The organism is Pontibaca methylaminivorans (assembly GCF_900156525.1).
Taxonomy (GTDB): Bacteria; Pseudomonadota; Alphaproteobacteria; order Rhodobacterales; family Rhodobacteraceae; genus Pontibaca; species Pontibaca methylaminivorans.
Genome location: NZ_FTPS01000007.1, coordinates 1 through 4971, shown reverse-complemented (window position 1 = coordinate 4971; position 4971 = coordinate 1). Strand labels below are relative to the sequence as shown.

8 protein-coding genes are annotated in these 4971 nt (G+C 65.4%); all 8 read left to right on the top strand.

Going from position 1 to position 4971, the window contains the following annotated elements; translation table 11 throughout:
• Window positions 1-456: urease accessory protein UreD (locus tag B0B01_RS12840; RefSeq protein ID WP_200805464.1), on the top strand; the 456-nt coding region annotated here is incomplete at its 5' end.
• A 10-nt stretch (window positions 457-466) separates the two neighbouring features.
• On the top strand, window positions 467-769 hold the full coding sequence (locus tag B0B01_RS12835) for an urease subunit gamma (RefSeq protein WP_076650469.1): 303 nt from the start codon (window positions 467-469) through the stop codon (window positions 767-769).
• Window positions 770-797: 28 nt separating this feature from the next.
• Window positions 798-1406, top strand: a complete 609-nt coding sequence (locus B0B01_RS12830; protein WP_076650468.1) for a HupE/UreJ family protein — start codon at window positions 798-800, stop codon at window positions 1404-1406.
• Window positions 1403-1711 (top strand): urease subunit beta, encoded by a 309-nt coding sequence (locus tag B0B01_RS12825; protein ID WP_076650467.1) that lies wholly within the window; start codon window positions 1403-1405, stop codon window positions 1709-1711. The genes B0B01_RS12830 and B0B01_RS12825 overlap by 4 nt, the downstream gene beginning before the upstream one ends.
• Before the next feature lie 20 nt (window positions 1712-1731).
• Window positions 1732-3444, top strand: coding sequence for an urease subunit alpha (gene ureC / locus B0B01_RS12820; protein WP_076650466.1), 1713 nt, complete (start codon window positions 1732-1734; stop codon window positions 3442-3444).
• 9 nt (window positions 3445-3453) lie between these two features.
• The gene (locus B0B01_RS12815) at window positions 3454-3951 is read left to right on the top strand and encodes an urease accessory protein UreE (RefSeq protein ID WP_076650465.1); all 498 of its coding nucleotides are present in this window, start codon (window positions 3454-3456) and stop codon (window positions 3949-3951) included.
• Complete coding sequence (locus B0B01_RS12810; protein WP_076650464.1) at window positions 3948-4679, top strand: urease accessory protein UreF; 732 nt, start codon at window positions 3948-3950, stop codon at window positions 4677-4679. Before B0B01_RS12815 ends, B0B01_RS12810 begins: the two co-directional genes overlap by 4 nt.
• Window positions 4676-4971, top strand: a 296-nt coding sequence (locus tag B0B01_RS12805) for a GTP-binding protein (RefSeq protein ID WP_143733120.1), incomplete at its 3' end; no start/stop codon positions are given. The genes B0B01_RS12810 and B0B01_RS12805, both read left to right, overlap by 4 nt.

Below are 4971 nucleotides of genomic sequence, written 5' to 3'. Positions count from 1 at the left end.
CGCCTTGCCAGGCGGACCGAAGTGGACCTGCAGGAGGGGGCCGTGGCGACGATCGTCGAATCGATCCTGCTGGGGCGCGCGGCGATGGGTGAAACCGTGACCAGCGGCCATCTGTCGGATCTGTGGACCGTGCGCCGGGGTGGACGTCTGGTCTTTGCCGACGCATTGCGCCTTGCCGATCCCTTCCCCGCCTGCACCGGACATCCTGCGACACTGGACGGCAACCGGGCCATGGCGACGATAATCCATGCGGGCGAGGGCCTCGGCACCTTGCGCGATTCGATCCGCGAACTCTTTGCCGGGCTGTGCGATACGACCGCTGGCGCCGGTATCGTGAACGGAATACTTCTGGTCAGAATCGTCGCCGGCGATGCCATGGCCCTGCGCCGGGCGATGATCCCGGCGCTTTCGGTTCTGCGCGACGGACGGGCCGTGCCGCGACTGTGGAACTTTTGAGGAGAGGTCGATGCAACTCACCCCGCGCGAAAAGGACAAGCTGCTCATTGCCACCGCTGCCATGGTGGCCCGGCGGCGGCTTGAACGTGGCGTCAGGCTCAACCATCCCGAGGCGATCGCCCTGATCAGCGATTTCATCGTCGAGGGCGCCCGCGACGGGCGCAGCGTTGCCGACCTGATGGCGGCCGGGGCGCAGGTGCTGACGCGCGATCAGGTCATGGACGGGATCCCGGAAATGATCCCCAACATTCAGGTTGAAGCCACCTTTCCCGACGGGGTCAAGCTCGTCTCGATCCACCATCCCATTCGCTGACCCATTCGCTGACCGAAAGGAAAGTCTCATGAAACCGCATTCCGCTCTGCTCCGCCATGCGGCGACGGCCACCGTACTGGCGCTGGTCGCATCGCCGGCGCTGGCCCACCCCGGTCACGGCATCCATTCCCACACGTTCCTTTCCGGATTCTGGCATCCGCTGTCGGGGCTTGACCACATCATGGCCATGGTGGCGGTTGGCATCTGGGCCGCGTTTCTTGGCGGGCGCGCGCTCTGGGCGGTGCCGACGGCTTTCGTGACCGCGATGATCGCCGGTTTCGTGCTTGGCGTGAACGGCGTCATCTTCCCGGCGGTCGAGCCCGGCATCGCCGCCTCGGTGGTGGTGATGGGGCTTCTCATCGCGGTGGCGGTGCGTATGCCGATGCTGCCGTCTCTGGCCGTCGTCGGCCTGTTCGGTCTGTTCCACGGCGATGCCCATGGCATGGAAATGTCAGGCACGGCACTGGCCTTCGGAGCCGGGTTCACGGTCTCGACGATCCTGCTTCACCTTGCGGGCATCGTTCTTGGCGCGAGCATCGGTCGCCGCCAGATCCTGCTGGCCCGGGCGATGGGTGTCGTCGTGGCGGCAAGCGGGCTGTTCATCGCCGGCGACATGATCATCGGGGGGCTGGCATGATCCCCGGCGAGATCATCACTGCCGCTGACGACATCGAGCTGAACGCCGGGGCCGAGACCATGACGCTCACGGTCGCCAATCGTGGCGACCGCCCGGTGCAGGTCGGATCGCACTATCATTTCGCCGAGGCGAACGCGACGCTAGCATTCGACCGCGAGAGCACGCTGGGCTGGCGGCTTGATATTCCGGCCGGCACGGCGGTGCGTTTCGAGCCCGGCCAGATGCGCGAAGTCACCCTCGTGCCCTATGCGGGTGCCCGCATCGTGCAGGGGTTCGGAGGTCGGGTCATGGGCCCGCTCGACTGACATTCCAGAAGAGGTATCTGATGCCCTACAAGATTTCCCGCGCGGCCTATGCGAACATGTATGGCCCGACCACCGGCGACCGGGTGCGGCTGGCCGATACCGACCTTTTCATCGAGGTCGAGCGCGACTTTACCCGCTATGGCGAAGAGGTGCAGTTCGGCGGCGGCAAGACCGCCCGTGACGGCATGGGGCAGGGACAGAAGACCCGTGCCGAGGGGACTGCGGATACGGTTATCACGAATGCGCTCATCGTCGATCACTGGGGCATCGTGAAGGCCGATATCGGGATCCGTGATGGGCGCATCAGCGGCATCGGAAAATCCGGCAACCCGGATGTGCAGCCCGATGTGGACATCATCATCGGCGCCGGCACCGAAATGATCGCCGGTGAAGGCAAGATCGTCACCGCCGGCGCCATCGACACCCATATTCACTACATCAGCCCGCAGCAGATCGAAGAGGCACTTGCCGCCGGCACGACCACCATGGTCGGCGGCGGCACCGGGCCCGCAACCGGCTCGCAGGCAACCAACTGCACCCCGGGCCCCTGGCATATCTCGCGCATGCTGCAGGCGCTTGACGGCTTTCCGATGAATTTCGTCGTCTCCGGCAAGGGAAGCTCCTCAAGCCCCCGCGCCCTGGCCGAACAGATCGAGGCCGGGGCCGGATGCCTCAAGATCCACGAGGACTGGGCCGCGACCCCGGCCACCATCGACTGCTGCCTTTCGGTGGCGGACGATTATGACGTGCAGGTGATGCTGCATGCGGATTCGCTGAATGAATCGGGCTTTGTCGAGGATACGATCGCGGCCATGAAGGGGCGCACCATCCATTCCTTCCATACCGAAGGGGCGGGGGGCGGCCACGCGCCGGATATCATCCGCCTGGCCGGGCTGCCTCATGTCCTGCCGGCCTCGACCAACCCGACCATGCCCTTTACCCGCAACACCATCGACGAACATCTCGACATGGTGATGACGGCGCATAACCTCGATCCCAACATCCCCGAGGATCTGGCCTTTGCCGAAAGCCGCATCCGCCGCGAAACCATCGCCGCCGAGGACATCCTCCATGACATGGGGGCGATCTCGATCATGTCTTCGGACAGTCAGGCCATGGGAAGGGTCGGCGAAGTGGTGCTGCGCACGATCCAGACCGCGCACAAGATGCGCCTCCAGCGCGGGCGGCTGCCCGAGGAAACCGGCGACAACGACAATGTCCGCGTCAAACGCTATATCGCCAAGCTGAACATCAACCCGGCCATCGCGCATGGATTGTCGGAACATCTGGGCTCGGTCGAGGTCGGCAAGATGGCCGATCTCGTGCTCTGGTCGCCGGCATTCTTCGGCGTGAAGCCCGACCTGACCATCAAGATGGGCATGATCGCCATGGCGCTGATGGGGGATGCGAATGCCTCGATCTCGACCCCGCAGCCGGTGCATTACCGGCCGATGTTCGGCGCCTTCGGCGGCGCCATCGGCGCCTGTGCCGTCACATTCGTGAGCGCCTTCGCGCAGGATGCGGGGGTGGGTGCAAGACTCGGGCTGGCGAAGGCGACCCTGCCGGTCACCAACATGCGTGGCGGCATCAGCAAGGCGGATCTCGTGCATAATTCGGCCGTTCCGCATATCGAGGTCGATCCCGAAACATACGAGGTGCGCGCCGATGGCGAATTGCTGACCTGCGATCCGCTCGATGTGGTGCCGATGGCGCAACGCTATTTCCTGTTCTAGGTGACGCATATGCTGACTTGCAGTGAAATCCGCCCCGCCGGCAGCTGGGACCGCGAAAGCGCGGCCGATACGGTACGGCTCGACTTCGATCGACGGCACCGGCGGCGGCACATGCTGCATGGCGAGGCAGGGCTTTCCTTTCTGCTGGACCTGCCCCGGGCGGCGACATTGCGCAGCGGCGACGGGCTGGTGCTGGGAGACGGGCGCATCGTCGTCGTGGAGTCAGCCGCCGAGAGCCTGATCGAGATCACCGCGCCGGATATGGCTGCCCTGATCCGCATTGCCTGGCACCTTGGCAACCGGCATCTGCCGACGCAGCTTCTGGGCGATCGGCTGCGGATCCGGTTCGATCATGTGATCCGCGACATGGTTCAGGGGCTTGGCGGCAGCACGCAGGAGATCGAGGCGCCTTTCGATCCCGAAGGCGGGGCCTTTGCCGGCGGGCATCATCACCATCATGGTGAGCACGACCATGGCCATCACCATCACGACCACGATCATCCATGACCACCTGGAACGCACGGCCAGCCGGTGCCACCAATGAACGGTTCATCCTGGCGCCGGAGGCGCTGCAATGGTTGCAGATCTGGTTTTCCCCGGCTTTCCCGACCGGCGCCTTCAGCTACAGCCACGGGCTGGAGTGGCTGGTCGAAACGGCGGCGGTAGATGATGCAGAGACGCTTTTCGACTGGTTGGAAGGGGTGCTCCGCCACGGGGCCGCGCGGTCCGAGGCGGTGTTTCTCTGCACCGCATGGCGACAGATGCGCGCGCGCGACTGGGCCGCGCTGGAAGAGACCACGGTATTTGCCGCCGCGCTCCAGCCGACCGCCGAGCGCCGCATCGAATGCCTTGAGCAGGGCGATGCCTTTCTCGCGGCGGTCAGGACCGGCTGGCCGCATCCTGATCTTGATGAGTTCGCGAAAATCTGCCCGGCCGACATCCCCGCCCCGATCGCGGCCGGTATCGCCGGGGCGGTCCACGACATGCCGCTCGATGCGCTTACGGTCACATTCCTGCAGGGATTCGCGGCGGCGCTGGTGTCGGCCGGCGTGCGCCTCATCCCGCTCGGGCAGAGCGACTGGCTGCGGATTCTGCGCATGCTTGAGCCGGTGACCCGTAACGTCGCTGCGGAAGCGATGGAGGCCGATGCCTCGGACGTCGGCTCGGCCGCGCTGCTGACGGACATTGCATCCCAGCATCATGAAACCCAACATGCGAGGCTGTTTCGATCATGAGCAGAACACATGGCCCCTTGCGCGTCGGAATCGGCGGCCCCGTCGGCAGCGGCAAGACGGCACTGGTGCAGGCCCTGTGCACGGCGCTGCGCGACCGCTGCGAGGTCGCGGTCATCACCAACGACATCTACACGCAGGAAGATGCGCAGATCCTGACCCGTGCGGGCGCGCTGCCGCCCGGGCGGATCCTCGGGGTGGAAACCGGCGGCTGTCCGCATACGGCGATCCGCGAGGACATTTCCATCAATCTGGCGGCGGTGCAGCGGCTCGAGGCCGAATTTCCCGAACTCGA